A 24,933-nucleotide genomic window follows, 5' to 3' on the forward strand; every position below is an offset into this window, starting at 1 on the left:
CTGACCCCATGCCGAACTCAGAAGTGAAACGCTGTAGCGCCGATGGTAGTGTGGCATTCGCCATGCGAGAGTAGGACACTGCCAGGCACCCAATTTTAGATTACGCATTGAGCGTGGTCTTTACCGGTTAGTGTGCTGATATGGCTCAGTCGGTAGAGCGCATCCTTGGTAAGGATGAGGTCCCCAGTTCGATTCTGGGTATCAGCACCATTTTCAAGCAGTACAGCTTTTGCCTGACGGCAATAGCGCCGTGGAACCACCTGATCCCATGCCGAACTCAGAAGTGAAACGCGGTAGCGCCGATGGTAGTGTGGCATTCGCCATGCGAGAGTAGGACACTGTCAGGCACCTATTCAGAAGAGGCCTCCCATGCGGGAGGCCTTTTTGCATTTCTGTCCTCCCGCCTCAATTCCCTGCTTCTATTTCAGTAAAAATGCTGGGCTATCAAGGGATTGCTCGTTACTCTTTAGCCGTTGCCCGATGAACACGTGATGCTGCCTGCGAGGTATTGATGGCTACGTTGAAGGAAATTGCACAGGAGGCGGGGGTATCGCTTGCTACCGTATCCCGTGTGCTGAACGAGGATCCCAGCCTGAGCGTCAAGGACGAGACCAGGCAGAAGATCTTCGAGATTGCCGAGCGGCTGGAGTACAAGACCAGCAGCGCCCGCAAAGGGGTGCACAAGAGCAAGCTGCAGCTCCTGGCTGTCTACGCCTATCCCCAGAGCACCGAGGTCAACGACCCTTATTATCTGGCCATCCGCTATGGCATCGAGACCCAGTGTACCCGCCTCAACATCGAGCTGGCCCACTGCTACAACGGTGCCGAGGGGCGTGAGCTCTCTGCCGTCGATGGCATCCTGGTCATCGGCCATCTGCCGGAAGAACGGCTGGCCGTGCTGCGCGGCCTGTCTGCCCAGCTGGTGTTCGTGGATTGCCGCTCTCAGGGCGATTTTGACTCGATTGACGTGGATCTGGCACTCATCAGCCAGCAGGTAGTGGACTTCTTCATCGCCGAGGGCCATCAGCGCATCGGCTATATCGGTGGCCAGGATGATGGCCCGGATCTGCGGGAACTCGCCTTTCGCGATTATGGCCAGCGGCTTGGCGTGGTACAGGAGAGCGACCTCTATCGCGGAGACTTCTCCAGCGCTTCCGGCTACAAGCTGGCGAAGGAGATGCTGGCCGGGGATTGGCCCAAGGCGCTGTTCGTGGCCTCCGACTCCATCGCCATCGGCGTGCTGCGTGCCATCCACGAGAAGGGACTGGCGATTCCCCAGCAGATCGAGCTTATCAGCGTCAACGATATCCCGACCGCCAAGTTCACCTTCCCGCCGCTCTCCACGGTGCGGATCCACTCCGAGTTGATGGGCTCCCAGGGGGTCAACCTGCTGGTTGAGCGGCTGCGTGACGAGCGGGATATCCCGCTGCGGGTGCTGGTACCGAGCAAATTGACCCTGCGTGGTACTACACGATAATTTTAGTAAAACACCTATGTTTTTAGTCGCGCCATCTTGCGGTGGCGCAACACATCTCCCAAGCAAATCTCTTTCCCATCTCTTCCAGCAAACTCATATCATATTGTTTTATAATTGATTTAATTACAGTTCAGCCTACTGCTATCAACATCCATGCCACTCATTCATATCTTGCTCTCCTTTATCTCCCGCTTCTGATCTCGCTCACAAAACCATCTGTTCATTGTGATCAGGTTAAAACTTTACCTATCTAGAGCTGATATTTAGTAAATGTCTATCTAGAGTTTACCCAGTTAACGTTGCCTTGTTCCGGGAGGACATGTGAATAACTGGGAAAACGTCCAATTCGTTGGTGAAAACAGGCTGGCTCCGCGCGCCTACTTCTTCTCTTATGCCGACCACGGGCTGGCGGCCACCATGCAGCGCGAGCTGAGCCGCCGTTTTCTGAGCCTGAGCGGCCAGTGGCAGTTCCACTACTTCGACCATCCCCTGCAGGTGCCGGAGGCCTTCTATCACAGCCCCATGAGCGAGTGGGGCCAGATCACCGTGCCCAACATGTGGCAGATGGAAGGACATGGTCAGCTGCAGTACACCGACGAGGGTTTTCCCTTCCCCATCGATGTGCCCTTCGTGCCGACCAACAACCCCACCGGCGCCTATCAGCGCAGCTTCACGCTGAGCCCGGCCTGGGACGGCGAGCAGGTGATCATGAAGTTTGACGGGGTGGAGACCTACTTCGAGGTCTATGTGAACGGCCAGTATGTCGGCTTCAGTAAGGGGAGCCGTCTCACCGCCGAGTTCGATATCAGTGCCTACGCCAAGGTTGGCGAAAACCTGCTGTCGGTGCGGGTGATGCAGTGGGCGGACTCCACTTACATCGAAGATCAGGACATGTGGTGGATGGCGGGTATCTTCCGCGACGTCTACCTGGTGGGCAAACCGGCGGTCCATGTGCAGGACTTCTTCATCCAGACCGCGCTGGCTGACGACAACCAGAGCGCCACCCTGAGCTGCGATATCCAGCTGGAAAATCTGGGGGCGGCTGCCCGTGACCACCGTCTGGTCTGGTCGCTGCTGGATCAGGGCAGCGAGATCGCCAGCGGCTCGCTCGACCATCTCGCCATCGATGGCAAGTGTGATTGCCGCTTCACGCTGGATCTGGCCAACCCCCATCTGTGGAGCGCCGAAGATCCTTACCTCTACCAGCTGCAGCTCTCCCTCTACAACGCTCAGGGGGATCTGCTGGAAGTGATCCCGCAGCGGGTCGGGGTGCGTGAAATCACCGTCAAGGATGGCCTCTTCTACGTCAACGGCCACTACCTCAAGCTGCACGGGGTGAACCGTCACGACAACGATCACCTCAAGAGCCGTGCGGTCGGCATGGATCGTGTTGAACGCGATATCGTGCTGATGAAGCAGCACAACCTCAACTCGGTGCGCACCGCCCACTACCCGAACGACCCGCGTTTCTACGAGCTGTGCGACCAGTACGGTCTGTTCGTGATGGCGGAGACCGACGTGGAGACCCACGGTTTTGCCAACGTCGGCGATCTCAGCCGCATCACCGATGATCCCTTCTGGGAGCCGGTGTTCGTGGACAGGATCGAGCGCCACGTGCACGCCCAGAAGAACCACCCCTCCATCATCATCTGGTCGCTGGGCAACGAGTCCGGCTACGGCTGCAACATCAGAGCCATGTACCAGTGCTGCAAGGGGATCGACCCGACCCGGCTGGTGCACTACGAAGAGGATCGCGATGCCGAGGTGGTGGACGTGGTGAGTACCATGTATTCCCGCGTCTCCCAGATGAACTGCTTCGGCGAGTTCCCGATGGAGAAGCCGCGCATCCTCTGCGAATACGCCCACGCCATGGGCAACGGCCCGGGTGGCCTCAGCGAATATCAGCAGGTGTTCGACCGTCATCCCCACATTCAGGGCCACTACATCTGGGAGTGGTGCGATCACGGCATTCTGGATCAGGACGAGCAGGGCCGCCCGGTCTACAAGTACGGCGGCGACTACGGCGACTACCCCAACAACTACAACTTCTGCATGGATGGCCTCATCTACCCGGATCAGACCCCGGGGCCGGGCCTGCGCGAATACAAGCAGGTGATCTGCCCGGTCAAGGTGCGCGCGCTGGATCTGGCGAGCGGCAAGCTGGAAGTGGAAAACCGCTACTGGTTCTCCACTCTCGACGACATCCGCCTGCTGGTCGAGGTGAAGGCCGAAGGCGAACTGCTGGCCAGCCAGCAAATCCGGCTGGAAGGGGTGGCCCCCGGTGCCACCACTGAGCTGCAACTCGAACTGCCATCCCTCGATAGGCGGGAAACCTTCGTCCAGCTGCGGGTCATCAAGGCCACAGCTACCTGCTACAGCGCGGCGGAGCACGAACTGGGTCAGTACCAGTTCCAGCTGAAGGAGTCGACTCGTCAGCTGCAGCCCTTTGCCAATCCCAATGCCACAGCATTGCAGATTGCCGACGAGCGGCTCGCGCTGACCTTGAGCGGCAGCGGCTTCGCCCTGCGCTTCTCACGCCTCGACGGCAAGCTGGTGAGCTGGCAGCAGGATGGTATCGAGCTCATCGAGCGAGCCCCACGCCTCACCTTCTTCAAGCCGATGATCGACAACCACAAACAGGAGTACGAGAGCCTGTGGCACCCGAACCACCTGCAGATCATGCAGGAACACTTCCGCACCTTAAGCTGGCGTCAGCTGGGCGAGGCGGTCGAGGTGACGGTGGAGAGCCTGATCGCGCCGCCGGTGTTCGACTTCGGCATGCGCTGCCGCTACGTCTACACCCTTAGCCCGAACGGCCAGCTGCATGTGGCGCTGTCCGGTCAGCCCTACGGCGGTTATGACGACATCATCCCCAAGATCGGCTTCGAGCTGGGCATTCGTCAGGATCTCGACCGGGTGCACTACTACGGCATGGGGCCGGGCGAAAACTATCAGGACAGCCGCCAGAGCAACTGGATCGACAGCTTCCAGAGCACAGTTAGCGAGATGTGGGAGCACTACCCCTTCCCGCAGGACAACGGCAACCGCCAGCAGGTGCGCTGGGCGACCCTGACCAACCGCCACGGCGCCGGTCTCTACGTGCGGCCCGATGCCCCCATCAACCTGAGCGTCTGGCCCTACAGCTGGGAGCATATCCACGCGGCGCAGCACATCAACGAGCTGGAACCGAGCGGTTATCTCACCCTCAATCTGGATCACAAGGTACTGGGGCTCGGCTCCAACTCCTGGGGCTCCGAGGTGCTGGACTCCTGGCGGGTGCGATTCGAGCCATTCAGCTTCGGCCTGACCCTGCTGCCCATCGCCCGTGGCAACCTCAATCCGGCTGCGCTGGCCGGGCTCGATCTCACCATCAACGGCGGGAGGAACCTCGCATGATCACCCTGGACAACCTGACCCTGTTCAAAAACATCTACCGGGAGGGCAAGAAGTGGGGCCGCTGCGTGGAGGCCATCAACAACCTGCCAAACCTCAAGCCCGGCATCTGCCACTCCATCGGTGACTCCCTCACCTACCGCTTGCAGGAGGGGGCCAGCCCGGCCACCTCCCTGTTCGAGGGGCAGCGCCGCTACTTCGACGTCCACTACTACCTGGAAGGGGAAGAGACGGTGGAGTGGGCTGCCAAGTCGGATCTGCGGGTCGAGCAGGGCTATGACGACACCACAGACCGCGAGTGGCTGGCAGGTGAGGTGCGTGAGCGCCAGCAGGTGGGCAACGGTCAGGTGGTGATCTTCGAGAACGACGAGGCTTACCGGTTCGTCGGCGACGGGCCGGTGCGCAAGGTGATCATCAAGGTCACCGTCGAAGGCGGCTACTTCAAAAACAAATAACAAGCCGCCGGTTCTGCACTGACAAAGCCGGAAGGGCGGGGCTCACCCTACAACCCATGCCCCGCTCTTTCGCGAGATAACTACAGGTCTGGAGATGCACCATGTCTGATTCCAAACGCAATACGATAGGCAAGTTTGGTCTGCTGTCGCTCACCTTCGCGGCGGTATTCAGCTTCAACAACGTCATCAACAACAACATCGAAATCGGTCTGGCCTCGGCCCCGATGTTCTTTCTGGCTACCATTTTTTACTTCATTCCGTTCTGCCTGATCATTGCGGAATTTGTGTCACTGAATAAGAACTCCGAAGCAGGCGTCTATGCCTGGGTGAAGAGCTCCCTCGGCGGTCGCTGGGCCTTTATCTCCGCCTACACCTACTGGTTCGTGAACCTCTTCTTCTTCACCTCCTTGCTGCCGCGGGTTATCGCCTACGCCTCCTATGCCTTCCTCGGCTACGAGTACATTCTCACTCCGGTGGCGACCACGGCCTTGAGCATGGTGCTGTTTGCCTTTGCCACCTACGTCTCCACCAACGGCGCCAAGATGCTCGGCCCCATCACCTCTGTGACCTCGTCCCTGATGCTGCTGCTGACCCTCTCCTACATTCTGCTGGCGGGTGCGGCACTGGTGGGCGGCGTGCAACCGGCTGACCCCATCACGGTAGAGGCCATGGTCCCCGATTTCAGCTGGGCCTTCCTCGGCATCACTACCTGGATCTTTATGGCAGCCGGTGGCGCCGAGTCGGTGGCGGTCTACGTCAATGACGTGAAAGGGGGCTCCAAATCCTTCGTGAAGGTGATCATCGTCGCCGGGATCTTTATCGGGGTGCTCTACTCCATCGCATCGCTGTTGATCAACGTGTTTGTTCACAGTGACACCCTGAAATATACCGGCGGCTCGGTGCAGGTGTTCGAGGGGCTGGCGGCCCATTTCGGCTTGCCGGAGATCCTGATGAACCGCTTCGTTGGGCTGGTCTCCTTCACCGCCATGTTCGGCTCCCTGCTGATGTGGACCGCGACCCCGGTGAAGATCTTCTTCTCCGAGATCCCGGCCGGCATCTTCGGCAAGAAGACCGTCGAGCTGAACGAGAACGGCGTGCCCGCCCGTGCAGCCTGGATCCAGTACCTCATCGTGCTTCCGCTGATGGTGATCCCGACTCTGGGCTCCAACACAGCGCAGGATCTGATGAACACCGTCATCAACATGACCGCCGCCGCCTCCATGCTGCCGCCGCTGTTCATCATGCTGGCCTACCTCAATCTGCGGCTGAAGCTCGACCACCTGCCGCGGGAGTTCAAGATGGGGTCGCGCACCACCGGCATCGCCGTGGTCTCGGTGCTGATCGTCCTCTTCTCGGTGGGCTTCCTCGCCTCCACCTTCCCGACCGGCGCCGACATCATGACCATCGTCTTCTACAACGTCGGCGGGATCGTGATTTTCCTCGGCTTCGCCTGGTGGAAATACAACAGATACGAGGCCTCCCTCAGCGCCGAGGCGCGCGCGAAAGAGGCCGAGCCAGCGGCGCAGGTCGTCATCCAGCCGTCATGACCCCATCAAACCGGGTGGCCGTTGGCCACCCGCAAACCGTTGAACCAGAAAAGGAAAAGAGCATGAGCGAGACGATCGAGTTTGCCGAATTCAAGCGGGTCGAGATGAAGGTGGGCAAGGTGCTGGAGGTGGTGCGTCACCCCGGGGCCGACAAACTCTACATCGTCCAGATAGACGTGGGTGGCGAGCGGCCGCTGCAGACTGTCACCAGTCTGGTGCCCCACTACCGCGAAGAGGAGCTGATGGGCAGCGAGGTGGTGGTACTGACCAATCTCAAGCCCACCCGAATGCGCGGCGAGCGATCCGAGTGCATGTTGCTCTGCGCCGAGGCCCCGGACGAGAGCCAGAGCGTGCTGTTGCAGCCGCGGGTGCCGATGGCGCCGGGCACTCCGATCGTCTGACTGGTATTGCGAGCCGGTGCGGGAGACGGCACCGGTTCACCAACGAGGCTGTCCACGCGGCCCGATCATAACAAGAGAGTAAAGCGCGGGGCCGACAGACCCTTGCCGAACACATCACAGAGTCACAGCGTTACCCGCAGGGAACGCGAGTCCACTGGAGGACACCATGTCTGAATCCGTACGCGGCACCATAGGCAAGTTTGCCTTGTTGTCGATGACCTTTGCCGCCGTGTTCAACGTGCGCAACATCGTCAACAACAACATCGAGCTGGGGCTCAGCTCCGCCCCCATCTTCCTGCTGGCGACCATCGTCTACTTCATCCCGTTCGTCTTCATCATCGCCGAGTTCGTCTCGGCCAATAAAAACTCCGAGTCGGGGATGTACGACTGGCTTAAAAAACCGCTCGGCACCCGGATGGCCTATCTGGGCTCGTTTCTCTACTGGTTCGTGAACCTGTTCTGGTTCGTTTCCCTGCTGCCCAACGTCATCGCCTACGCCTCCTACGCCATGCTGGGCTATGAGTACAGCTTCTCGCCCATGGTCACCTCAGTCATTTCCATCGTGCTGTTTGCGGCGGCGACCCACATCTCCACCAAGGGGGCGAGCTGGCTCGGCAAGATTGCCGAAATAGTGGCCTACGGCGTCTTTGCCCTGTTCGCCATCTATGTGCTGGGCGCCCTGATGGCTTTGAGTGGCGATCATGTACCCGCCCAGCCCATCACCCTGGAGGCGATGACCCCTACCGTCAACTGGGCGACGCTCGGCATCATGTGCTGGATCTTCCAGGCGGCGGGCGGTGCCGAGACGGCGGCGGCCTACCTCAATGACGTGAAGGGGGGCCAGAAGTCCTTTATCAAGGTGATCATCAGTGCCGGTATCGTCATCGGTGCCATGTATGCGGTCGGTTCCCTTTTGGTGAACGTGTTCGTGCCGCGCGAGAGCCTCACCTATGCCGGCGGCATGGTGGAGATCTTCACCGGCATGGCGCAGTACTTCCAGCTGTCGGAAGCGCTGGTGGGCCGCTTCGTCGGCGTGGTGCTGTTTATCGCCATGTTCGGCTCCATGATGATGTGGACCTCGGCCCCGGTGAAGATCCACTTCTCCGAGATCCCGCAGGGGGTTTACGGCGAGAAGACCACCCAGCTCAACGAGCATGGCGTGCCGGTGCGCGCCGCCTGGTGGCAGTTTGTCTTCGTGTTCGTGATGCTGGTGGTCAACGGCTTCGGTTCCGAGTCGGTGCAGCAGATGATGAACACCGCCATCAACCTCACTGCCGGCACCGCCATGTTGCCGCCGATCTTCATCATGGTGGCCTACTTCGTGTTCCGCTGGAAACATGACGACACCCCGCGCGAGTTCCGCATGGGATCGCGCACCTTCGGGATGGGCGTGGTGTCGGTGCTGATCGCCATCTTCGTGGTGAGCATGAGCGCCTCCGCCTTCCCGGCCGGGGTGGATCTGGTGCGCGCCTTCTTCATCAACGTCTTCATGACCGCGGTCTTCTCGGCGCTGGCCTACTGGTGGATCTCCCGCTTCGAGAAGCGCCAAGCCCGCAAGCTCGGTGGCAATGAGAAGAAAGCGGGCAGCGGCCCCCTGGCCAGCCAGCGCTGACCGGCATGTGGCAAACAGGAGACGGGCGACCAGGGTCGCCCGTTTTTTGTTGGCCGGATCCGGGGCCGGAGGGGCAAATTCGTTTAGTTTTGCTGTGAGAATGTGCGTTATCGTTTAACAAAATGAAACAAATGAGGCTGCCGCTCAACTTTGCACCACAGGGTGTTCGGGGTAAGCTTGTCCCTTCGTATCCGGGGTCGCAGTCTGATGACGCCTTCCCCGTGCCCTGTCGTCCCCTCCCGTGCGGGACGCGCTTTCTCTGGAGACTCTCCGTGCGTCTGGATCCTTTTACCTCTGTGCTGATTGCCGTGGTGGCCCTGGCCTCCTTCTTCCCCTGCGAGGGGCAGGTAGCCGTCTGGTTCGGTCTGCTGACCAAGCTGGCGGTGGCGCTCTTGTTCTTCATGCATGGCGCCAAGCTGTCGCGCCAGAACCTGCTGGCGGGCCTGGGCCACTGGCGGTTGCACCTGGTGGTGATGGCGAGCACCTTCCTGCTCTTCCCGCTGCTGGGGCTGCTGCTCACGCCCCTGGTGCCCCAGTGGCTGAGCCCGGCCACCTATCTCGGCTTCTTGTATCTGTGCGCCCTGCCCGCCACCGTGCAGTCGGCCATCGCCTTCACCTCCATGGCGGGGGGCAATGTGTCGGCGGCGGTGTGCAGCGCCTCGGCCTCCAGCATTCTCGGCATCTTCCTCTCGCCGGTGCTGGTGGGGCTGATGATCAATGTGCAGGGGGAGGGGGTCGATACCTGGCACTCCATTCAGGCCATCATGGTGCAGCTGATGCTGCCCTTCGTGGTGGGGCACCTGTCACGCCCCCTCATCGGTCGCTGGGTCGACAGCCACCGGCCACTCATCGGCAAGCTGGACCAGAGCTCCATCCTGCTGGTGGTCTATGTGGCCTTCAGCGAGGCGGTGGTGCAGGGGATCTGGCACCAGGTCGGCTGGTATGATTTGGCCAGTATCGTGCTGCTGAGCTGCGTGCTGCTGGCACTGGTGCTGGGGTGGAACGTCTGGATCAGCCGTCGCCTCGGTTTCAACAGGGCGGACGAGATCACCATCGTCTTCTGTGGCTCCAAGAAGAGCCTGGCCAACGGGGTGCCCATGGCCAACGTCATGTTCCCCGCCGCCAGCGTCGGTGTCATGGTGCTGCCGCTGATGATCTTCCACCAGATCCAGCTGATGGTGTGCGCCGTGCTGGCCCGCCGCTACCGCGAGCAGGAGGCGGTGCCCCAGGTTCAGGAGGGGTAAGCGGTCCGGATAAAGAAGAGGGAGGCCATGGGCCTCCCTCTTTCGTTTGCCGCGTCGTCAGCGTTTGCGCCAGACGGTGAGCTGAGCCACCGTGTGCTGGTACTTGCGGGCGGTCTCGCGGATGACGAAGGGGACGTCCCTCGGGGGCATGTGCTCCTCGAACTCCTCCGCCAGCAGCCGTTGCAGCGCCTGATAGGTGCCGAGGGCCTCGCCGTTTTCCCGGATGCCGCCGAGCCAGTTGGCCTTGGGGGTGTAGTCGGTCAGCCAGGTGTAGGGGCTGGTGAGCACCAGCAGGCCGCCGCTGCGAAGGCGCGGAGCAATGTCCCGCAGGAAGCGGGCGGGCTCCCGCAGTCGGTCGATGAGGTTGGAGGCGAGCACCAGATCGTAGTCGCCGTACTTGGGCTTGAGGTTGCAGGCATCCCCCTGGCTGAAGTGGACCCGCTCGCTCTGCTCGCGACCGAGCTCGTGGCGGGAGAGGCGCGCCTCGCAATATTCCACCAGATCCCCTTCCACCGGCACCGCATAGCGGAAGCTGTCCTGTCTTGCCAGGGTCAGGGCCACGTCGATGAAGCGGGCCGAGTAGTCCACCCCGTCCACGTGGGCGAAGCGGCGAGCCAGTTCGAAGCTGGCGCGGCCGGTGGCGCAGCCGATATCCAGCGCCCGCTCATGGCGGCCGCACAGCTCGCTGGCAAGACCGGCCAGAGCCTCGGCGTAGTTGGAGACCCCGAAGTGGCTCGGGCCGTACTGGAAGTCGAGGTACTGAGCGACGAGGGTGTCGGTTTCATAAGGATTCACGATGACGGGCTCCTGATAGCGTGAGACCAGGTAGCGGAAGCCCGCGTGCTGGAAGAAGTGGCGACGGAAGGCGTAGCGGGAGGACTTGAGCGCCTCGTTGCCGGTGCTGATCCAGCTCCCGCCCTTGATGAGGGTGTGTTTGCCATCGAAGGTGGGGGTGGAGAAGTCGTCGTAGAGGGGATGCACCTTGAACCCCTCGAAGCCGTCGATGGCGGTGCTGGTCCACTGCCAGACGTTGCCCACCAGATCGAAGAAGCTGCCCTGGGGGCAGGCATCCACCGGGCAGGAGGAGGCGAAGCGGGCCAGGTTGATGTTGCCGGGGGCCTCCATCCAGTCCGGCTGATCGCCGGCCAGTTGCTCCCGCAGCAGCATCCACTCCCCCTCGCTTGGCAACTGGACGGGCAGGCCGGTCTGATCCGCCTTCCAGCGGCAGAAGGCGGCGGCCTCCAGCTGGTTCACCTCCACCGGCCAGTCCCAGGGCATGGGGACCTGCTCGGTCATCAGCCGCAGTTGCAACTGCTCGGGTTCATTGGGATCGCCGACCCAGAAGGTGGGCATGCGGGCGTTGGCATACTGGCGCCAGCCCCGGCCCTCGTCGTCCCACCAGGCGGGCGCTTCATATCCGCCCGCCTGCACGAAGGCCAGGTACTCGGCGTTGCTCACCAGCATGCGGCTGGCCTGGAAGGGGGCCAGCTCGATGTGGCGCTCGCCGTATTCGTTGTCCCAGCCGTAGGTGGCATCCTGCTTGCCGAGTCGCACCTGGCCGCCGGCCACCGGCAGCAGGGTGTTGACGGGGACGGCGGCGAGATCGTGGCGCGCCTCGGGGCAGACCGGCCACTGGGGCTGGCTGCGCACCCAGGCCAGGGGCAGCTGGCGGATCAGCACGCTGGAGGTCTCGAGGTGGATGCGCTCGTGCTCTATCCCCATCAGGATGACCCAGGCCGGGCTCTGCCAATGGATGGGCAGCTCGATCGGCATCCGCTCGATGAAATCACACACCAGATCCCGCACGCGGCCGCGGTAGGCGCGCAGTTCGGCCACAGTGGGCCAGTCGTAGTGGGTTTCGTCCAGATCGTCCCAGCTCATCTCGTCCACCCCGATGGCGACCAGGGCCTCGATGCGTGGGTCGAGCCGACTCTCGATGAGACGGGCCGCCAGCAGCTTGTTGACGAAGAAGGCGGCGGTATGGCCGTAGTAGAAGATGAGGGGGTGGCGCAGGGGGATCGCCTTGTTGAACCAGGCCCGCTCGTCGGCCAGGCAGTCGAACAGCGAGTCGTAGAGATCGAAGGTCTGGCAGAAGTAGGCGAGCAGCTCGCGGCGCTTGTGGTCGGGATCGTCGCCGGTCAGCAGCGGGGTGCGGGTGGGGGCAGGCAGGCCCGGATGGACGAATGGGTGGCTGGCTTGGGTCACGCTCTGACTCCTTGTTGATTCTGGCGGGTGAAGCAGCGATGGAGTGCTCTATACGCACCAGGTATCACTATTGGCTCAACGAACCGGGGCGGCAACCAAAAAAATGGGTCAACACCCCCCTTCGGGTGTGGTCAGATTGACCAGATTGTGGTCTGAATGACTCTTTGTTGTGTGCCCCTCGAGCCTCGAAATATTGAAATGGATAGATAAATCATGATGTTATCCATATGGCACAGGGTTTGCTGATTGCCACTCACCTGCCGCGCCGTGCGGCAAAGAGGAAACGAGGAGTAGCGGGATGAAATGGATGCTGGGCGTGGTGCTGGCCCTGGGACTGACCGGATGCAGCTGGCAGGATGACGTCAAGGTGCGCGGGGAGGGGGCCGTGGTGGAGCAGCAGCATCCCCTTGGGCATGAGGTGACCCGGGTGCTGGCGGGCGTGCCCGCCAACCTGTACCTGGTGGCGGGAGAGAGCCACACCCTCAGGGTCAAGGGGGAGGCCAATCTGCTGCCCTATCTGGTGCTCACCGAGAAGGGGGAGAAGCTGGAGATCGAGGTCAAGGATGGCTACCGGCTCGACCCCACCCAGCCGCTGGAGATCACCATCACCCTGCCGACGCTGCACGAGTTGGCACTGGCGGGAGTTGGCAACGGCACCTTGCGCGACTTCAAGGGGGATGATCTGGTGCTCTCCCTGGCGGGCACGGGGGACATCGTCGCCAGCGGGCTGACGCTGGATCGGCTGGAGGGCAACATCGCCGGGCTGGGCAACCTGGATCTGGGGCAGGGCTCCGCCCGGGTGATGGCGCTGAACATCGCCGGCGCCGGTGGCGTCAAGGGGGCCGGGCTCGCCAGCGAGGAGGTCGAGGTGAGCATCGCCGGCAGTGGCGAGGTCGAGGTGCGGGCCCGGTCGCGGCTCAAGATAGAGATCGCTGGTGCCGGTGCGGTCAACTACTGGGGCAGCCCAGCGCTGACCAGCGAGATCGCGGGCTCGGGCCAGGTGAGCCGGTTGGGGAGCTGATCCCATCACCGCAACAATGAAAAAGGCCCCTCGGGGCCTTTTTTGCAGGATGCGACGCTGTTGGGTGACGCCTCACTCGAGGGGGAGTGCGAGGCCCAGATCGGCGTTCAGGCGCATCAGCAGCCACTGCATGCCGGCGAGGTGCTGGTGGTCATGGCTGACGAGCAGGCGCACCAGACCGTCCAGGGTCACCTCCCCATAGCCGCCATAGCGGGCGCGGCGCTGCCAGGCGTCGGACGGTACCGTCTTCAGCCATTCGACGGTCTGCAGGCGGGCGGTGCGAAAGCGGTCGAGCTGCGTGGCGGTATCCTGCCGGGGGTAATCATGGTCCAGCGCCAGCTGGTAGCCATCGAGGGAGGCGAGTTCCGGCAGGCTTTCCGCCAGGGTGCGACGAAACCGCACCTGATAGCCCAGCACCTCGATGTCCAGCAGGTGGCAGAGGTGCCCCCTGGCACTGAAACGCTCGGAGGGGATCCCGGCCCAGTTGGCGGGTTCCCAGTCCAGACGGTCGGTGGGGACCTGTGCCAGCAGCCGCTCGAACTGGTCCGGCATGGCCAGCAATGTGGTGAAGAGAGGCATCCTTGTCTCCTGTTTCCGGGTGAATGGCCGCCCGCTGACGGGGCGGCCACGAGCGGGTCAGCCTCAGGCCGGTTCGCCCAGGTGGTTGGCGTGAAAGCGCAGGTGCGCCTCGATGAAGCTCGCCACGAAGTAATAGCTGTGGTCGTAGCCGGCATGGCGGTTGAGCGTCAGGGGCCACGCCCGGGTGGCGGCCACTTCGGCCAAGGTGTCGATGCCGAGCTGCTCCGCCAGGAAGGGGTCGTCCAGCCCCACGTCCACCAGGGTCGGCAGGGGCGGGCTGTCGTGGTGGCGCAGCAGCTGGCAGGCATCCCACTCCTGCCACAGCAGGGGGTTGTTGCCGAGGTAGGCGCCGAGGGCCTTCTGGCCCCAGGGGCAGCGGCTCGGGTGGCTGATGGGGCTGAAGGCCGACACAGATCGGTAGCGGCCGGGCTCGCGCAGGGCGGCGATGAGGGCGCCGTGGCCGCCCATGGAATGGCCGCTGATGGCACGCTTCGTCGAGACCGGGAAGTGGGTCTCGATGAGCTCGGGCAGCTCCCGGGTGACGTAATCGTACATCTGGTAGTGATCCCGCCAGGGGGTCTGGGTGGCGTTGACGTAGAAACCCGCCCCCATGCCGAGGTCATAGCCGGGATCGTCCGCCACCCCTTCACCGCGGGGGCTGGTGTCCGGCGCTACCAGAGCGATGCCGAGCTCGGCGGCGATGCGCTGGGCCCCGGCTTTTTGCATGAAGTTCTCGTCGGTGCAGGTGAGACCGGAGAGCCAGTAGAGCACCGGGACTTTCTGGCCGGTGAGGGCCTGGGGCGGCAGGTAGATGGCGAAGCGCATCTCGCACCCCAGCACATTGGAGCGGTGGCGATACTGCTTGTGCCAGCCGCTGAAGCTCTTGTTGCTGCTGATGATGTCCAGATTCATGTAAGGACTCCTTGCCCCGCCCATGCATCGATGGGCGGGGCGCTCATGGGATCAGTAGTGGATGACGGTGCGGATGCTCTTGCCTTCGTGCATCAGATCGAACGCCTCGTTGATCTGCTCGAGGGGCATGGTGTGGGTGATGAAGTCGTCCAGCTTGAACTCACCCTGCATGTAGCGCTGTACGTAGCTCGGCAGCTCGCTGCGACCGCGCACGCCCCCGAAGGCGCTGCCGCGCCACACCCGGCCGGTGACCAGCTGGAACGGACGGGTGCTGATCTCCTGGCCCGCACCGGCCACGCCGATGATGACGGATTCGCCCCAGCCCTTGTGGCAGCACTCCAGCGCCGCGCGCATCACCTTGACGTTGCCGATGCACTCGAAGGAGAAGTCGACGCCGCCGTCGGTCATCTCGACGATCACCTCCTGGATGGGCTTGTCGAACGTGTTCGGGTTGATGCAGTCGGTGGCACCCAGCTTGCGGGCCAGCTCGAACTTGCTCTCGTTGATGTCGATGGCGATGATGCGGCCGGCCTTGGCCAGGCGCGCGCCTATGATGGCGGAGAGGCCGATGCCCCCCAGCCCGAAGATGGCGACGCTCTCACCCTCTTTCACCTTGGCGGTGTTCATCACGGCGCCGATGCCGGTGGTGACGCCGCAGCCCAGCAGGCAGACCTCTTCCAGCGGGGCGGCCGGATCCACCTTGGCGATGGAGATCTCCGGCAGTACCGTGTATTCGCTGAAGGTGGAGGTGCCCATGTAGTGGTAGATGGGCTGGCCGTCCTTGGAGAAGCGGGTGGTGCCGTCCGGCATCAGCCCCTTGCCCTGGGTGGCGCGGATCTTCTGGCACAGGTTGGTCTTGCCGGATTTGCAGAACTTGCACTCGCCGCACTCGGGGGTGTAGAGCGGGATCACGTGATCGCCGACCTTGACGCTGGTGACACCCTCGCCGACGGACTCGACGATACCGCCCCCTTCATGGCCCAGGATGCAGGGGAAGACCCCTTCCGGATCTTCACCGGAGAGGGTGAAGGCATCGGTGTGGCAGACGCCGGTCGCGACGATGCGCACCCGCACCTCGCCGGCCTGGGGCGGCATGACCTCGACCTCTTCGATGGAGAGGGGCTGACCCGGTCCCCAGGCGATGGCGGCTTTACACTTGATGCTCTGAACCTGTGCCATGAATGACGTCCTCGTAGTGGTTGGATGAACGGAAATGAGTTCGGAGATCCAGTGTAGTTTCCCGCCGATTTGGTGATAATAACGCTAAGTATCAAATCACTTTTACACACAGGTAATAATGTTCGGCTGGGAAGGGGTCTGTGAATTTGTCAGCGTGGCGGAGCAGGGGGGCTTTACCCCGGCCGCGCGCAAGCTCGGGGTGTCGGTGGCCCAGGTGAGCCGCCAGGTGGCGCAGCTCGAAGACAGGCTGCAGGCCAAGCTGCTGCTGCGCACCACCCGCCAGGTGCGACTCACCGAACTCGGGGAGATCTATTTTCGCCACTGCCGCCAGTTGCTGGACAACCTCTACGAGGCGGAGCTGGCGGTGGGACGCCATCAGGCGGTGCCCCAGGGCTCCTTGCGCATCACGGCCCCCGTCTCCTACGGCGAGAGCCGCATCGCCCCCCTGGTGAACGACTTCATGGTGCGCTTCCCCCAGCTGGAGGTGACCCTCAACCTCACCAACCAGTTGCTGGATCTGGTGCACGAGGGGTTCGATCTGGCGATCCGCCTCGGCCACCTCAAGGATTCGACCCTGGTGGCCCGCAAGCTGGCGCAGAGGGTACCCTATGTGTGCGCCTCCCCCGCCTACACCGCCCGCCACGGCATGCCCAACAGTCTCTCGGAGCTGGCCCGTCACACCTGCCTGGTGGGCAACGGGGACGAGTGGCACTTCACCCTGAACGGTAAACCCCACAGCGTGCGGGTACGCGGTCTGCTTCAGTGCAACAGCGGCCACGCCCTGCTGGATGCGGCCATCAAGGGGATCGGCATCATCCAGTTGCCGGACTACTACGTGAACGACCACCTCGCCCGGGGGGAGCTCATCGAGCTGCTGCCGGAGCTGCGGGCCCCCGAGGAGGGGATCTGGGCCCTCTATCCCCACAACCGCCACCTCTCCCCCAAGGTGCGGCTGCTGGTGGACTATCTGGCCGAGCGCCTCAGCGATCCCCACCAACCCGCCCTGGTACGGCCCATCGGCTGAGCCGTCGCCCGAAAAAGAAAAGGCCCGCATGTGCGGGCCTTTTGCATGGCATGAAGGGCGGGGCTATTCCCGCTCCTTGACGTAGGGGGTGCCGAGGGCCTTGGGGGCCACCGCCTTGCCGATGAAACCGGCCAGCAGGAAGACCGTCAGGATGTAGGGCAGCGCCTCGATGGCCTGCACCGGGATCGGGAAATCGCCGATGCTGACCCCTTGCAGCCGGATGGCGACCGCGTCGAGGAAGCCGAACAGCAGACAGGCCGCCATGGCGTTCCAGGGTCGCCACTTGCCGAACACCAGGGCCGCCAGCGCCATGAAGCCCTTGCCCGCGCTCATGTTGGGGATGAACTGGGCGGTCTGGGCTACCGCCAGATAGGTGCCCCCGATCCCCGCCAGCAGGCCGCCGATGATGAGGGCGGTGTAGCGCATCCGCACCACGGAGATACCGGCTGTATCCACCGCGGCCGGGGCCTCGCCCACCGCCCGCAGCCGCAGGCCGAAGCGGGTGCGGAACAGCACCCACCAGGCCAGGGGCACGGCGGCGAAGGCCACGTACTCCAGCAGGGAGTGACCGCTCAAGAGCTCGCTGTAGAGCTGGCCGATGACGGGCACGTCATAGAGCTCCTTGGCATAGGGCAGGTCGATGGGGGCGAAGCGCGCCGCACCGGAGAGCGCCGGGGTCTGGCCCCCCTGATCGAACCAGTAGCGCCCCAGGGTCACGGTGAGACCGGCCGCCAGGATGTTGATGGCCATGCCGCTCACCACCTGATCACCCCGGTGGGTGATGGTGGCGAAGCCGTGCAGCAGGGCGAACAGGATGGAGATCCCCACCCCGACCCCCAGCCCAATCCAGGCGGAACCGGTGACGGCGGCCGCCGCCGCACTGGCGAAGGCGGAGGCCAGCAGCTTGCCCTCCAGGGCGATGTTGACCACCCCGGAGCGTTCACAAAACATCCCGGCCATGGCCGCCAGGATGAGCGGAGGCGCGGTACGGATGGTCGCGTCCAGCATCAGGATCAGCATTTCGAACATGATCAGGCTCCTTTCACTTGGGCGGCCGGGCGGTTGGCAAAGGCCAGATAGGCCTGCTCGATGCGCGGGCGCAGCATGTGCTCCAGGGCGCCGCAGAACAGGATCACCAGACCCTGCAGCACCACGACGATGTTGCGGTCCACCCCGAACTCGAAGCTGAGCTCGGCGCCGCCCTGGTAGAGGAAGCCGAACAGCAGGCTGGCGATGATGACGCCGACCGGGTGGTTGCGACCCATCAGGGCCACCGCGATGCCGGTGAAGCCGAAGCCTTCCACGAAGTTGAGCTTGATCTGGTGCAGCTCACCCTGCAGCACGTTGAGGGCGAAGAAGCCCGCCAGCATGCCGGAGATCACCATGGCCAGGATCACCACCTTGGGGTAGGAGATGCCCGCATAGGCGGAGGCACTCTGGCTTGCGCCCACGGAGCGGATCTCGTAGCCCCAGCGGGTATGCCAGATGAAGACCCACACCAGGGCCGCACAGATCAGCGCCCAGAAGAAGCTGATGTTGAGCGGGCTGTTCGGCACCGTCACGCCGACCGCCGCCAGCAGCTCGCTCATCTTCGGCAGCCAGCTCGCCATGGCGAACACCTTGCTCTCGGTGGCCATGGATCCTGGCGGCTTGAAGACGTCGACCAAGAGGTAGGCCATCAGCGAGGCGGCGATGAAGTTGAACATGATGGTGGTGATGACGATGTGGCTGCCCCGCTTGGCTTGCAGCCAGGCCGGGATGAAGGCCCAGGCAGCGCCGAACAGGCCGCCGGCGATGATGGCGAGCGGCAGCAAGAGGGCGAACGGCAGCACGTCCCCGAGCAGCAGACAGACCAGACCGACCCCGAGGCCGCCGATATAGGCCTGCCCCTCACCGCCGATGTTGAACAGGCCGGCGTGGAAGGCCACCGCCACCGCCAGACCGGTGAAGATGAAACCGGTGGCGTAGTAGAGGGTGAAGCCTATCCCCTCGCCGGTGCCGAAGGCGCCGTACCACATGATTTCGGCTGCCTCGATGGGGCTGATGTCGAGGTAATAGAACAGGATGGCCGACACCAGGAAGGCCAGCAGGATATTGACTGCGGGCAGCACGCCCACGGATATCCAGGCAGGAACACGTGCTTGGCTCATGAATGGGCCTCCTTGATATCGTCGGGGACTGGTGTGTTGACCATCATCAGGCCGAATCCGTTACAAGTGGTTGTGACCTTCATGATGTGGCCCCTTGTGATTGGCTTGCCGCCACGTCGTCAGGAACTATGTTCGCCATCATCAGGCCGATGGTGCGTTCATCCGCCCTGGCGCCGTCCAGCTCGCCGACGATGCGGCCATCGGCGATGACCAGAATGCGGTCGGAGAGGCTCATGATCTCGTCCAGCTCCACCGAGACCAGCAGCACGGCTTTGCCCTTGTCGCGCATGGCGATGATCTGCTGGTGGATGTACTCGATGGCGCCGATGTCGACGCCCCGGGTCGGCTGGCCGACCAGCAGCACATCCGGGTCCTGCTCCACTTCCCGGGCGATCACCAGCTTCTGCTGGTTGCCGCCGGAGAAGTTGGCGGTCTTGTGCTCCGGGCTCGGCGGGCGCACGTCCCACTTGTCCATCTTGGCCTGGCAATCCTGGCGGATCGCCTCCTTGTCCTGCAGCCAGCCCTTGTTGTACTGGGCACGGCGGTGATAACCGAGGATGAAGGCCTCTTTCGCCTCGAAGCGGTTGATGAGCCCCATCTTGTGCCTGTCTTCCGGGATGTGGCCGAGGCCGAAGTTGCGCACCTGCTCCGGGTCGGCCGGGTGGCTCTGGCTCACCTCGTGGCGCTGCGCCCCGGCGATGGTGAAGCCGCCCTTGCTGGGCTTGAGGATGCCCCCAAGCATGCTGAGCAGCTCGGACTGGCCGTTGCCGGAGACCCCGGCGATGCCGACCACTTCCCCCGCCCGCACCTCGAAGCTGACGGATTTGACCCGTTCCACCCCGGCGTCATCGACGTAAGAGAGGCCCTCGACCTTGAGCTTGGCCTCGCCCGGCTGGGCGGTGCCCTTGTCGACCTTGAGGCGCACCTTGCGGCCCACCATCAGCTCGGCGAGCTGCTCCTTGTCGGTGTCTTTGGTGGCGACGTGAGCCACCATCTCCCCCCGGCGCATGATGGAGACCTGATCCGTGATGGCCAGGATCTCCCGCAGCTTGTGGGTGATGAGGATGACGGTCGCCCCCTGATCCCGCAGCTTTTTCAGCACCTCGAACAGGTGATCCGCCTCTTGCGGGGTCAGCACCCCGGTGGGCTCGTCGAGGATCAGGATGCGGGCACCGCGATAGAGCGCCTTGAGGATCTCGACCCGCTGTTGCAGGCCCACCGGCAGATCCTCGACCTTCTCGTACAGCGGCACCTCGAGACCATAGTCCCGTGCCAGCTCGCCCAGCAGCTTCTCGGCGGCCGCCAGGCTCTTGCCCAGGCGCCAGCCGTTCTCGGCCCCCAGGATGACGTTTTCCAATACGGTAAAGTTGTTCACCAGCATGAAGTGCTGGTGCACCATGCCCACCCCGGCGGCAATCGCATCTTGGGAGCCATGGGGTTTGAACGGATTCCCGTCGATCAGCATCTCGCCTTTGTCGGCGTGGTAGAAACCGTAAATGATGCTCATCAGGGTCGACTTGCCGGCGCCATTTTCGCCGACGATGCCGTGAATGCTGCCTTTACGAACCTGAAGGTCGATCTGCTTGTTGGCGTACACGTCGCCGAACCGCTTATCGATACCCCTTAATTCGATGGCATAGCGATCTGTCTGGTCCATGATGCAGTCCTTGCGGGTCATGAAGTAGAGACTAAAAACCGGCCCGTGCGGGCCGGTCATCACTGGTTGAGAGTCGTAGCAGTGACTCGGTATTTGCAGGATCAGTACTTACAGGAGTTGTCGCTCATGTAGTCGTGCACCTTGATCTTGCCGGCGATGATGTCGGCCTTGATGCTCTCGACCTTGGCTTTCATTTCCGGGGTGATCAGCTTGGCGTTGTTCTCGTCCAGCGCCCAGTCAACCCCGCCTTCGGCCAGACCCAGGGACTGGATGCCCGGCTTCCAGCTGCCCTTGGCGGCGTCATCCCAGCTCTTGTACGCGGCCAGACCCACGGACTTGACCATGGAGGTCAGCATGGTGCCCGGTTGCAGGTGGTTCTGGTTGGAATCCACGCCGATGGCCAGCTTGCCTTCGTCCTTGGCAGCCTGATAGACACCGATACCGGTGCCACCGGCGGCGGCATAGACCACGTCGGCGCCCTTGGCGAACTGGGACTTGGCCAGTTCTGCACCCTTGGCGGGGTCAGCAAAGGCTGCCGGGGTGGAGCCGGTCATGTTCTGATAGACGTCGATCTTCGGATTGATGTACTTGGCGCCCTGCTCATAGCCGCACTGGAACTTGCGGATCAGCGGGATGTCCATGCCGCCCACGAAGCCGACCTTGCCGGTCTTGGAGGCGATGGCTGCCAGGGCACCCACCAGGAAGGAACCTTCATGCTCCTTGAAGATGAGGGACTGGACGTTCGGCTTGTCGACCACCATGTCGATGATGGTGAACTGGGTGTTCGGGAACTCGGTGGCTACCTTCTCTACCGCGGAACCCATGTTGAAGCCGACGGCGACGATGGGGCCGTTGCCACGGCTGGCCAGACGACGCAGGCCCTGCTCGCGCTGGGCTTCGTTCTGAGGTTCGAACTCCTTGACCTTGACGCCTTTGTCCTTGTTGTAGACTTCGACGCCGTTGCGGAACACGGCTTCGTTGAAGGACTTGTCGAATTTGCCTGCGGTGTCATAGATGACGGCGGGCTCGGAGGCTGCCTGGGCGGACAGGGCAGCGAGGGTGAGGGCGGCCACGGTGGCCAGCTTGAGCACTTTAGTCACGATCGTATCCTTGATTGTTATGTGAGGGTCCACAACCTGTCTTGGCAGGTCATAAAGCACGCTGGCTAACTGTAAGTGAGCCAGCCCGTTGGTCAAGGGGATCATAGAGGAAAAACGTTTGCGTTAACGGTTTGAAATATAAGCAAATTGCCTTATAAGTGTTTGTTTTATGGTGTTTTTGCAGAATTAAATTCCGGGATTAATAGGGCTCGATCGACATTTGTGTTTGGATTCATGACGTTAGGCGCAACCGTTTTCCTCCCCTGATGAAAAAACTGGCTTCCATCGGCACCAGCCCTGCGGCCTCATCGACGCCACGCTGGCGGGCGGGCTGGCTGAGCGCCAGGAGGTCCGCCCGAGGTGTGACAGCCCAAGATGGATGGCTATTTCCCCTCCCAGGGCCGTCGTCTGTGGCCGTTTTTCCTGCTCGCTCGGGGCCTGCGTGATGGCAAGCACACTCATATGGAAATGCATTGGTGTTTGTCATATGGGTACGCTAGGTTATACCCGGATTAACTTGGCCCCCGGGATGGGGCCGTATTTTTGACATTTGTTCGGGTGATAAAAATGAAAAAAAACGTGCTGAGTATGGCAGTGGCTTGTGTGTTGTCCGGTGTCATGTTGACCGCTTGCGGGGGCGGTGGTGACGATAACGGTGGTGGCAGCAATGGTGGCAACAATGGCGGTGGCACCGACACCGGCAGCAAGCCTCTTCACACTGCCGTCTTCCTGGATTCCGTCGTAGGTGGCCTCGACTATCGGTGCAACGATTACACCGGTGTCACCAATGCCAAGGGTGAATTCCTGTTTGATGATGGCGACACCTGCGAATTCGCATTGGGCAACCAGCGCCTGGGGGCGGTGACCCTCAAGGCGGGCAACTCGCTGGTGACCCCTTACACCCTGGCGGGTGACGACAAGGAGAAAGCGATCCGCATTGCGGCATTGCTGCAGACGCTCGACAGGGACAGCAATCCGGAGAACGGCATCACCCTCGACAAGGCGCAGGTCGCGCAACTGGGGATCGTCGAACTGGGTAGCGATGACGCCTTCAACACCTCCCTGGTTGAGGCGCTGAAAACAGCGGGCCTCACCAAAGCCGTCGTCTCTCTGGCTGCGGCGAAAGCCCACCTCTCCGCCACCCTGGCTGGCGTCAATGGCCGCTCCGTGGCGGTCGACAAGGTGCTGAGCGATCTGCAGGGACTGACCGATCTGAAAAACCTGGACGTCGAGAGCAAGTTCAAGGAGTACAAGGAGACCCTGCAGGCCGAGACCGGTGAGAGCGGCAAGGCCGATCGCCAGATCGTGCTGGCCATGCTGACCATGCTGGAGGTGACCAACAACCCCGTGGTGGCTGAGCGCCTGGCCTTCACCTCGTCCGCCATTGGCAGTGGTTACAGCACCAGCCTGGCCAAGGTGATGGATGTCATCATCCACACCCCCGGCACCGCCTCCGTGGCGCTCAAAGGTGGCAAGGGATATACCCGTGACGTGGCCAAGCTGGTGGGCGCCTATGCCGACAGCCTGGAAAACGTCGCGGCTGCCCTGGCCGATATCCAGGATCCGGATTACAGCGCCACCTATGGCGATGACGATACCGTCACCCTCAACCTCGACGGTGCCAAGGCACTGCGGGCGTCTGCGATGGCGATGGCATCGGCCCTCAACATCGCCGCCTCCTACCAGTACGGTCCGGACAGCGCCTATGTCACCCAGCAGGAAGAAGTGACCTTGCCGCGTATGCACATCAAGGACACCTGGGGCATGCAGCCGACCACCACCTATGAAGAGAGCAGCAGCACCTTCGAGACCCAGTTCAGTCAGCAGGAAATCGAGCCGGATGCGCTGGTGGCGCACGCCGATTTCTTCCGTTTGACCGACGATGCCAAAGCACGGTTGGCCAAGGCCAAGTCGCAGTTGAAGGATGCGGTGAGCCTCGCTCTGACCATCGATCAGACCAAGCTGGACGAGTCGTTGACCCAGGATGAGATCGAGGCCAATGCCGCGACTCTCAAGGAGCTGGCGAACCACTTTGCAGGCACTGTGCCCACTATCCAGTGGGAAAGCGTCGAGACCCGATACGTCAATACCGGCATGGGCTGGCAGCCTCAAGAGGTGGGGGTGAAGTACAACATCAATGTGCTGCCGTTCTTCGATGAGATGCTGGATCGCAGTGACATGACCATCAAGGTGACCGGCGGCTGTGATGGCGCCGTGGGGGCGCGGGATGCCGAGCTGTCCAAGGCCATGGGAGAGCCCATGTGTCTCATCACGAGCGACGAGTTCAAGGCACTTGCCCAGAGCGATCGCGGGGCACTGAAGTACATCGGCTGGATGCAGGAAGATCAGGAGAGCCACACCGCCATCTATGCCAAGGGGGTGGGTTATGACTGGTCAACCCAGATGACGCCGGTGGCCGGGTCGACCTTTGACAAGGTATTCGTCTCCTGTACCGACCTGGATGACAACAAGGTCAGCTGTGCCGATCAGCTGTAAACCAGTGGGAGCGCTCCTGACGGGGGCGCTCCTGTTGTGGATGCCGGTGGCACAGGCTGCCGGCATGCTGACGCGCTACACCGATTATCGGGAGCGTGTCTTCGATCGTCAGGGTCAGTTGCAATATCAATTGACCACCCACGAATACTTGCAGCGGATGCCCAGCGGGCGTCCGTCATTGTCCAGTCTGTTTGCGTTGCGAGAGATGCAACGAGCATCACTGCAGCTCAAGCAGGGCACCTTGATGGTGAATGACGTCATCGTGCGCTTCGAGCATGGGCATTATCAGGACGGCATGCTGGTGATGGGGAACACGGAAGTGACCCTGCCTGAGGGCCGCATGCTGGCCGCTTCACTGCGATTTGATCCCGTCCAGCAGGTGCTGGATGCCCCCCGCGCCCGGTTGCTCAGCTTTTCCGGTGAGGTACTGGGCCAATACCGGGACTATCACCGCCCCCTTCGTTGATCCTGCCGGTTGGTC

At 62.5% G+C, this 24,933-nt stretch carries 19 protein-coding genes, 1 tRNA gene and 1 rRNA gene; 13 read left to right on the forward strand and 8 right to left on the reverse strand.

From position 1 onward, the window contains the following. Window positions 1-134 precede the first annotated feature (134 nt). The 9 genes from AB5Y51_RS07045 to AB5Y51_RS07085 all read left to right on the forward strand — a co-directional run bounded on the left by AB5Y51_RS07045 (window position 135) and on the right by AB5Y51_RS07085 (window position 10,129). Window positions 135-210: transfer RNA gene (locus AB5Y51_RS07045), tRNA-Thr, on the forward strand. A 22-nt stretch (window positions 211-232) separates the two neighbouring features. Then, window positions 233-347, forward strand: a 5S ribosomal RNA gene (rrf, locus tag AB5Y51_RS07050). 164 nt (window positions 348-511) lie between these two features. Continuing rightward, window positions 512-1,477, forward strand: a complete 966-nt coding sequence (gene ebgR, locus AB5Y51_RS07055) for a transcriptional regulator EbgR (RefSeq protein ID WP_039039553.1) — start codon at window positions 512-514, stop codon at window positions 1,475-1,477. A 321-nt stretch (window positions 1,478-1,798) separates the two neighbouring features. Then, window positions 1,799-4,873: a beta-galactosidase subunit alpha gene (gene ebgA, locus AB5Y51_RS07060; RefSeq protein WP_368178213.1), complete on the forward strand. Its 3,075-nt coding sequence runs from the start codon at window positions 1,799-1,801 to the stop codon at window positions 4,871-4,873. Beyond that, window positions 4,870-5,325, forward strand: a complete 456-nt coding sequence (locus AB5Y51_RS07065) for a beta-galactosidase subunit beta (protein WP_227263142.1) — start codon at window positions 4,870-4,872, stop codon at window positions 5,323-5,325. The genes ebgA and AB5Y51_RS07065 overlap by 4 nt, the downstream gene beginning before the upstream one ends. Window positions 5,326-5,426: 101 nt before the next feature. Further along, the gene (locus AB5Y51_RS07070; RefSeq protein WP_201895213.1) at window positions 5,427-6,872 is read left to right on the forward strand and encodes an amino acid permease; all 1,446 of its coding nucleotides are present in this window, start codon (window positions 5,427-5,429) and stop codon (window positions 6,870-6,872) included. A gap of 62 nt (window positions 6,873-6,934) precedes the next feature. After that, window positions 6,935-7,273, forward strand: coding sequence for a tRNA-binding protein (locus AB5Y51_RS07075; RefSeq protein ID WP_319905516.1), 339 nt, complete (start codon window positions 6,935-6,937; stop codon window positions 7,271-7,273). A gap of 166 nt (window positions 7,274-7,439) precedes the next feature. After that, on the forward strand, window positions 7,440-8,885 hold the full coding sequence (locus tag AB5Y51_RS07080; RefSeq protein WP_368178214.1) for an amino acid permease: 1,446 nt from the start codon (window positions 7,440-7,442) through the stop codon (window positions 8,883-8,885). Window positions 8,886-9,157: 272 nt separating this feature from the next. Next, window positions 9,158-10,129, forward strand: coding sequence for a bile acid:sodium symporter family protein (locus tag AB5Y51_RS07085; RefSeq protein WP_368178215.1), 972 nt, complete (start codon window positions 9,158-9,160; stop codon window positions 10,127-10,129). 57 nt (window positions 10,130-10,186) lie between these two features. On the opposite strand, the gene ovoA is transcribed toward AB5Y51_RS07085, so the two are convergent. Continuing rightward, the gene (gene ovoA, locus AB5Y51_RS07090) at window positions 10,187-12,334 is read right to left on the reverse strand and encodes a 5-histidylcysteine sulfoxide synthase (protein WP_368178216.1); all 2,148 of its coding nucleotides are present in this window, start codon (window positions 12,332-12,334) and stop codon (window positions 10,187-10,189) included. Window positions 12,335-12,632: 298 nt separating this feature from the next. Here ovoA and AB5Y51_RS07095 point away from each other — a divergent pair, with 298 nt between their 5' ends. Next, complete coding sequence (locus AB5Y51_RS07095) at window positions 12,633-13,355, forward strand: DUF2807 domain-containing protein (RefSeq protein ID WP_171865057.1); 723 nt, start codon at window positions 12,633-12,635, stop codon at window positions 13,353-13,355. Window positions 13,356-13,427: 72 nt separating this feature from the next. Here the strand turns inward: AB5Y51_RS07095 and AB5Y51_RS07100 are convergent, their stop codons facing one another. The 3 genes from AB5Y51_RS07100 to AB5Y51_RS07110 all read right to left on the reverse strand — a co-directional run bounded on the left by AB5Y51_RS07100 (window position 13,428) and on the right by AB5Y51_RS07110 (window position 16,025). Continuing rightward, entirely contained in the window at window positions 13,428-13,934 is a 507-nt protein-coding gene (locus AB5Y51_RS07100) for a DinB family protein (protein ID WP_010672467.1), read from the reverse strand. A 63-nt stretch (window positions 13,935-13,997) separates the two neighbouring features. Next, a complete protein-coding gene (gene fghA / locus AB5Y51_RS07105) occupies window positions 13,998-14,846 on the reverse strand; it encodes an S-formylglutathione hydrolase (RefSeq protein WP_324062959.1) in 849 nt (282 codons plus the stop codon). 51 nt (window positions 14,847-14,897) lie between these two features. Next, window positions 14,898-16,025: an S-(hydroxymethyl)glutathione dehydrogenase/class III alcohol dehydrogenase gene (locus AB5Y51_RS07110; protein WP_010672469.1), complete on the reverse strand. Its 1,128-nt coding sequence runs from the start codon at window positions 16,023-16,025 to the stop codon at window positions 14,898-14,900. 118 nt (window positions 16,026-16,143) lie between these two features. Here AB5Y51_RS07110 and AB5Y51_RS07115 point away from each other — a divergent pair, with 118 nt between their 5' ends. Beyond that, window positions 16,144-17,049, forward strand: a complete 906-nt coding sequence (locus AB5Y51_RS07115) for a LysR substrate-binding domain-containing protein (protein WP_368178217.1) — start codon at window positions 16,144-16,146, stop codon at window positions 17,047-17,049. A gap of 63 nt (window positions 17,050-17,112) precedes the next feature. Here AB5Y51_RS07115 and AB5Y51_RS07120 read toward each other — a convergent pair whose 3' ends face one another. The 4 genes from AB5Y51_RS07120 to AB5Y51_RS07135 all read right to left on the reverse strand — a co-directional run bounded on the left by AB5Y51_RS07120 (window position 17,113) and on the right by AB5Y51_RS07135 (window position 21,956). Further along, window positions 17,113-18,078 carry an ABC transporter permease gene (locus tag AB5Y51_RS07120; protein ID WP_010672471.1) on the reverse strand — a complete coding sequence of 322 codons (966 nt, stop codon included), beginning with the start codon at window positions 18,076-18,078 and terminating at the stop codon, window positions 17,113-17,115. A gap of 2 nt (window positions 18,079-18,080) precedes the next feature. Next, complete coding sequence (locus AB5Y51_RS07125; protein WP_048209188.1) at window positions 18,081-19,199, reverse strand: ABC transporter permease; 1,119 nt, start codon at window positions 19,197-19,199, stop codon at window positions 18,081-18,083. Between the two features lie 79 nt (window positions 19,200-19,278). Then, window positions 19,279-20,856, reverse strand: coding sequence for an ABC transporter ATP-binding protein (locus tag AB5Y51_RS07130; protein ID WP_368178218.1), 1,578 nt, complete (start codon window positions 20,854-20,856; stop codon window positions 19,279-19,281). 101 nt (window positions 20,857-20,957) lie between these two features. After that, window positions 20,958-21,956, reverse strand: a complete 999-nt coding sequence (locus tag AB5Y51_RS07135) for a BMP family protein (RefSeq protein WP_041212138.1) — start codon at window positions 21,954-21,956, stop codon at window positions 20,958-20,960. A gap of 588 nt (window positions 21,957-22,544) precedes the next feature. On the opposite strand from AB5Y51_RS07135, the gene AB5Y51_RS07140 reads away from it, so the two are divergent. Both AB5Y51_RS07140 and AB5Y51_RS07145 read left to right on the forward strand, forming a co-directional pair. Continuing rightward, entirely contained in the window at window positions 22,545-24,452 is a 1,908-nt protein-coding gene (locus AB5Y51_RS07140; RefSeq protein WP_368178219.1) for a hypothetical protein, read from the forward strand. Window positions 24,453-24,456: 4 nt separating this feature from the next. Further along, window positions 24,457-24,918, forward strand: a complete 462-nt coding sequence (locus tag AB5Y51_RS07145) for a hypothetical protein (protein WP_124244684.1) — start codon at window positions 24,457-24,459, stop codon at window positions 24,916-24,918. Window positions 24,919-24,933: the final 15 nt, after the last annotated feature.

It is taken from the genome of Aeromonas sp. R7-1 (assembly GCF_040908115.1).
Taxonomy (GTDB): domain Bacteria; phylum Pseudomonadota; class Gammaproteobacteria; order Enterobacterales; family Aeromonadaceae; genus Aeromonas; species Aeromonas caviae.

Excerpts from the sequence above, each read along its gene's own strand:
- ebgR (WP_039039553.1), top strand. The coding sequence starts at position 512 with ATGGCTACGTTGAAGGAAATTGCACAGGAGGCGGGGGTATCGCTTGCT.
- AB5Y51_RS07065 (WP_227263142.1), top strand. The coding sequence starts at position 4,870 with ATGATCACCCTGGACAACCTGACCCTGTTCAAAAACATCTACCGGGAG.
- AB5Y51_RS07070 (WP_201895213.1), top strand. The coding sequence starts at position 5,427 with ATGTCTGATTCCAAACGCAATACGATAGGCAAGTTTGGTCTGCTGTCG.
- AB5Y51_RS07075 (WP_319905516.1), top strand. The coding sequence starts at position 6,935 with ATGAGCGAGACGATCGAGTTTGCCGAATTCAAGCGGGTCGAGATGAAG.
- AB5Y51_RS07080 (WP_368178214.1), top strand. The coding sequence starts at position 7,440 with ATGTCTGAATCCGTACGCGGCACCATAGGCAAGTTTGCCTTGTTGTCG.
- AB5Y51_RS07095 (WP_171865057.1), top strand. The coding sequence starts at position 12,633 with ATGAAATGGATGCTGGGCGTGGTGCTGGCCCTGGGACTGACCGGATGC.
- AB5Y51_RS07100 (WP_010672467.1), bottom strand. The coding sequence starts at position 13,934 with ATGCCTCTCTTCACCACATTGCTGGCCATGCCGGACCAGTTCGAGCGG.
- fghA (WP_324062959.1), bottom strand. The coding sequence starts at position 14,846 with ATGAATCTGGACATCATCAGCAGCAACAAGAGCTTCAGCGGCTGGCAC.
- AB5Y51_RS07110 (WP_010672469.1), bottom strand. The coding sequence starts at position 16,025 with ATGGCACAGGTTCAGAGCATCAAGTGTAAAGCCGCCATCGCCTGGGGA.
- AB5Y51_RS07115 (WP_368178217.1), top strand. The coding sequence starts at position 16,144 with ATGTTCGGCTGGGAAGGGGTCTGTGAATTTGTCAGCGTGGCGGAGCAG.
- AB5Y51_RS07120 (WP_010672471.1), bottom strand. The coding sequence starts at position 18,078 with ATGTTCGAAATGCTGATCCTGATGCTGGACGCGACCATCCGTACCGCG.
- AB5Y51_RS07125 (WP_048209188.1), bottom strand. The coding sequence starts at position 19,199 with ATGAGCCAAGCACGTGTTCCTGCCTGGATATCCGTGGGCGTGCTGCCC.
- AB5Y51_RS07130 (WP_368178218.1), bottom strand. The coding sequence starts at position 20,856 with ATGGACCAGACAGATCGCTATGCCATCGAATTAAGGGGTATCGATAAG.
- AB5Y51_RS07140 (WP_368178219.1), top strand. The coding sequence starts at position 22,545 with ATGGCAGTGGCTTGTGTGTTGTCCGGTGTCATGTTGACCGCTTGCGGG.